Genomic DNA, 4,020 nt, shown 5'->3' with positions numbered 1-4,020 from the left:
AAAGTATAACCACACCATAAATTAAATAAGAAGAAGTCTGGTGACGATAGCGGAGGGGACACACGCGTACCCATCCCGAACACGACCGTTAAGCCCTCCAGCGCCGATGGTACTTGGACCGCAGGGTCCTGGGAGAGTAGGACGTTGCCAGGCTAATAAATAAAATATTGTTCCTCGTTAGCTCAGTTGGTAGAGCACTCGGCTGTTAACCGAGTTGTCGCAGGTTCGAGTCCTGCACGAGGAGCCATGGAGAGGTGTCCGAGCTGGCCGAAGGAGCACGATTGGAAATCGTGTAGGCGTTAAAAGCGTCTCGCGGGTTCGAATCCCGCCCTCTCCGCCATTAACAATTTAAATTAATTATTGACACTTAGATCAAATCATGCTAATATTATTTTTGTCTTGATTTGGTTCGGTAGCTCAGTCGGTAGAGCAGAGGACTGAAAATCCTCGTGTCGGCGGTTCGATTCCGTCCCGAACCACCATTAATGAGCCGGTGTAGCTCAATTGGTAGAGCAACTGACTTGTAATCAGTAGGTTGGGGGTTCAAGTCCTCTCGCCGGCACCATTTTTTTAGCAAGTATACAAGTATAATAGTATTTGTTAATACTTCGCAAACTAGTGCAATGATTTAATTGCATTATTTTTATCCATAAATTTTATTAGGAAGGGTACCAAAGTGGTCAAATGGGGCGGACTGTAAATCCGTTGCGGAAGCTTCGTAGGTTCGAATCCTACCCCTTCCACCATCATAGGGGTGTAGTTTAATGGTAGAACAGCGGTCTCCAAAACCGTTAGTGTGGGTTCGATTCCTGCCACCCCTGCCATAAGCTTATAATGGCGGCCATGGCGAAGTGGTTAACGCACCGGATTGTGGCTCCGGCATCCGTGGGTTCGATTCCCACTGGTCGCCCCATCCGATGTGCTGATAATATAGATAGGCGGACGTGGCTCAGTGGTAGAGCATCGCCTTGCCAAGGCGAGGGTCGCGAGTTCGAATCTCGTCGTCCGCTCCATTAATTGCGGCGGCATAGCCAAGTGGTAAGGCAGAGGTCTGCAAAACCTTTACCACCGGTTCGAATCCGGTTGCCGCCTCCATAGTTTAATAATTGATTTGCCGGGGTGGCGGAATTGGCAGACGCACAGGACTTAAAATCCTGCGGTAGGTGACTACCGTACCGGTTCAAGTCCGGTCCTCGGCACCATTTAATATGTGCCCTTAGCTCAGCTGGATAGAGTGTCTGACTACGAATCAGAAGGTCGGGAGTTCGAATCTCTCAGGGCACGCCATTTACATCGTTTGAACATTCTTCGATCAGAAGATTAGAACGATAGGGAGTTCGTCGGAAACACGTGTAGCTCGGAGAGTATGCGACGCAGTGGTTTGCGGTTTTAAAAAATTTTAAATAGCAACAATTTATGTTGCTCTTTTTATATATTTGCCGGTGTGGCGGAATTGGCAGACGCGCGCGACTCAAAATCGTGTGGGAAACCATGGGGGTTCGAGTCCCTTCACCGGCACCACTTATTGATATTATTCACTTATTCAATTGAATAAGTGTTTTTTTAATTTTATTTAGTCGAAAATTAGTGAGTATTTTGACTATGTAATCATAATAAAGCTTATTAGGTAACTAAATATTATGATTTTTTAGTAATAAAATTATAAAGAAACCTTGACCTAGGACCAAAGACATGGTATATTAACATTTGTCACAATATTGTAGATAAATTTCGATCTTCTTTATGATATAATCAATCTTTAATAATATGTTCAAGATATTTTTTAATTCGTGTTTTGATTAAATGGCTTGGACTAACGCGGTTTTTCGTTCCATCTTAGGACGAAGGGTCGCGTTTTTTTAATTTATTCATATTAACTTTTTGAAATATTAAAGAAATAAAAAGGAATTGTTATTTTAAAATAGAAGAGTATAGAATAACTTTTTAGCTAGTTGTTTTTATTGTGAATGGAGGATAAGTTATGATTGATAAATATGATGTATATACTGATGGTGCTTGTTCAAATAATCAAGCATCTGGAGGACAACCAGGTGGCTGGGGCGTAGTCTTTACAGATGGTAGGAAATACTTTGGTGGAGATCCTTCAACTACTAACAATAGAATGGAACTAAAGGCAGCAATTGAAGCTTTAAAAAATACACCAATCGGAAGCGAAGTCAATATCTATTCTGATTCAGCATATGTTATTAATGCTTTTAATCAAAAATGGATACCAAATTGGATTAAAAATGGGTGGAAAACGTCGAAGGGCAAACCGGTTGAGAATCAAGATTTATGGATGGAATTGCTTGACCTTGAGAAAGAACGGAATGTTAAATGGATTAAGGTTAAAGGTCATTCAGGGAACAAATGGAATGAATTAGCTGATAAATTGGCTGTTGATGCTATTCCTAGTGAACCTAAAGTGATATTAGCCTTATCTAAGAGAAATTACTCATTATTACTTAAAGTGGTTAAGGAATTAGCTACTAAAGATCCAACATTCATCGGTTTATTTAGGGAACTGAGTCAAGATAACAATAGTTGATTATATAATAAAAACAACTAATTAAGAGTGATAAATATGAGCATTGAAGTCAAAGAAAAATTAATCGATTTTGCAAATAAAATAGGTATAGATAAAATTGGATTTACATCTGCGGATCCTTTCTGGGAATTAAAAGATATTCTTATTAGGCACCGGGAATTAGGTTATGAGTCAGGGTTTGAAGAAAGAGATATAGATAAAAGAGTAGACCCAAAACTTACGATGAAAGATGCAAAATCTATAATAGCTATCGCAATAGCCTACCCTACAAAGATTAGTGAACCTTTAAAATCATCTAAAGGTATGTATAGGGGATTTGTAGCTCGTTCCGCATGGGGGATAGATTATCACCTAATTCTAAGAGAAAAAATGAAGGTGTTAGGCGAATACCTGAAGAGCTTAGTACCAGATGCAAAATATGTTTATATGACTGATACTGGTGTACTTTCTGATCACGCTGTAGCACAAAGGGCAGGTATTGGCTGGATTGGAAAAAACTCATTATTAATAACCCCAGAATACGGTTCATACGTTTATTTAGGGGAAATCATTACGAATGTTGAACTACCTAGTGATACTCCCCTAAAAGAGCAGTGTGGCGAGTGTAATAGATGTTTAACCACTTGTCCAACTAAAGCCATTGTAAGTCCAAAGCAGGTTAACTCAAAGAAATGTCTATCTTACTTAACTCAAACTAAAGTTTTTTTGGATGAGCGATGGATGGAGAAGTTAGGCAATCGATTATTCGGATGTGATACTTGCCAGCAAGTATGTCCAAAAAATAAGGGGATTAATTATACTCATCATGAACAAACATTACCTGAGCCGGAACTAGCGAAACCCTTGTTAAAACCTTTACTTACAATTAAAAATAAGGAATTTAAAAATACCTGGGGTAAGTCGGCTGCTAGTTGGAGAGGAAAAAAACCTATTCAAAGGAATGCAATTATTGGATTAGCTCATTTTAAGGATGTAACTGCACTTCCTCAATTAATCCAATTGTTAATGGAAGATAATAGATCAACAATTAGACAGACTGCTGCGTGGGCAATAGGGAGAATAGGTGGAAATAAAGCCAAAGAAGGGTTGCAAATGGCGAAAAACAAAGAAAATGATACTAAAGTCCTACAAGAGATAGTTAAATCCTTAAAAATGCTTTCAAATCAAGAAATTCTAGATTCGCAAAAAAGTGAATAAATATATACCATAATTAGAAACGGACCTGGTAGTGTCAAAAGTTCTATGAAAAATTAAACGTTTGGTGAAAAAGAAATTAAGAATGACAAAATTGGGGAACAAAGAACTTCACAAAGGGTTAAACAAGTATAGCAAAAGCATGACTTCATTTAAACAGTGACAAAAAAGAGCATACTGAAGCAGACTCTTAAAACAGAGCCTAATTAATACTGTTAGATTAAGCAGACTGTTGCTCTAAAATAAATTCCTGTGACAACTCAATAAGTTTAGACCAC

At 38.7% G+C, this 4,020-nt stretch carries 2 protein-coding genes, 12 tRNA genes and 1 rRNA gene; all 15 read left to right on the top strand.

The features are described 5' to 3' along the window. Positions 1-36: 36 nt before the first annotated feature. The 15 genes from rrf (at position 37) to queG (ending at position 3,745) form a co-directional block, all read left to right on the top strand. Positions 37-153: ribosomal RNA gene (rrf, locus tag BHF71_RS09590) — 5S ribosomal RNA — on the top strand. An 18-nt stretch (positions 154-171) separates the two neighbouring features. Further along, positions 172-247: transfer RNA gene (locus BHF71_RS09585), tRNA-Asn, on the top strand. A 1-nt stretch (position 248) separates the two neighbouring features. After that, positions 249-340: transfer RNA gene (locus BHF71_RS09580), tRNA-Ser, on the top strand. Positions 341-406: 66 nt separating this feature from the next. Continuing rightward, positions 407-482 (top strand) — tRNA-Phe (locus tag BHF71_RS09575). Between the two features lie 7 nt (positions 483-489). Beyond that, a tRNA-Thr gene (locus BHF71_RS09570) sits at positions 490-565 on the top strand. A 97-nt stretch (positions 566-662) separates the two neighbouring features. Further along, a tRNA-Tyr gene (locus BHF71_RS09565) sits at positions 663-746 on the top strand. Between the two features lie 4 nt (positions 747-750). Next, a tRNA-Trp gene (locus BHF71_RS09560) sits at positions 751-824 on the top strand. 13 nt (positions 825-837) lie between these two features. Beyond that, positions 838-913: transfer RNA gene (locus tag BHF71_RS09555), tRNA-His, on the top strand. A 25-nt stretch (positions 914-938) separates the two neighbouring features. Continuing rightward, positions 939-1,013, top strand: a tRNA-Gly gene (locus tag BHF71_RS09550). 8 nt (positions 1,014-1,021) lie between these two features. Continuing rightward, a tRNA-Cys gene (locus tag BHF71_RS09545) sits at positions 1,022-1,095 on the top strand. A gap of 18 nt (positions 1,096-1,113) precedes the next feature. Next, a tRNA-Leu gene (locus BHF71_RS09540) sits at positions 1,114-1,202 on the top strand. 8 nt (positions 1,203-1,210) lie between these two features. Continuing rightward, a tRNA-Arg gene (locus tag BHF71_RS09535) sits at positions 1,211-1,287 on the top strand. A gap of 151 nt (positions 1,288-1,438) precedes the next feature. After that, positions 1,439-1,521, top strand: a tRNA-Leu gene (locus tag BHF71_RS09530). A 460-nt stretch (positions 1,522-1,981) separates the two neighbouring features. After that, on the top strand, positions 1,982-2,548 hold the full coding sequence (locus BHF71_RS09525; RefSeq protein ID WP_069657426.1) for a ribonuclease H family protein: 567 nt from the start codon (positions 1,982-1,984) through the stop codon (positions 2,546-2,548). A gap of 36 nt (positions 2,549-2,584) precedes the next feature. Further along, a complete protein-coding gene (gene queG / locus BHF71_RS09520; protein ID WP_069657425.1) occupies positions 2,585-3,745 on the top strand; it encodes a tRNA epoxyqueuosine(34) reductase QueG in 1,161 nt (386 codons plus the stop codon). The last annotated feature ends 275 nt before the right edge of the window (positions 3,746-4,020 follow it).

Origin of the sequence: Vulcanibacillus modesticaldus (assembly GCF_001730235.1) — a bacterium.
Taxonomy (GTDB): Bacteria; Bacillota; Bacilli; order Tepidibacillales; family Tepidibacillaceae; genus Vulcanibacillus; species Vulcanibacillus modesticaldus.
This window is presented reverse-complemented; position numbering and strand designations above follow the sequence as displayed.

Bases quoted from the DNA above. Each gene is read 5' to 3' on its own strand.
- BHF71_RS09525 (WP_069657426.1), top strand. From the start codon at position 1,982: ATGATTGATAAATATGATGTATATACTGATGGTGCTTGTTCAAATAAT.
- queG (WP_069657425.1), top strand. From the start codon at position 2,585: ATGAGCATTGAAGTCAAAGAAAAATTAATCGATTTTGCAAATAAAATA.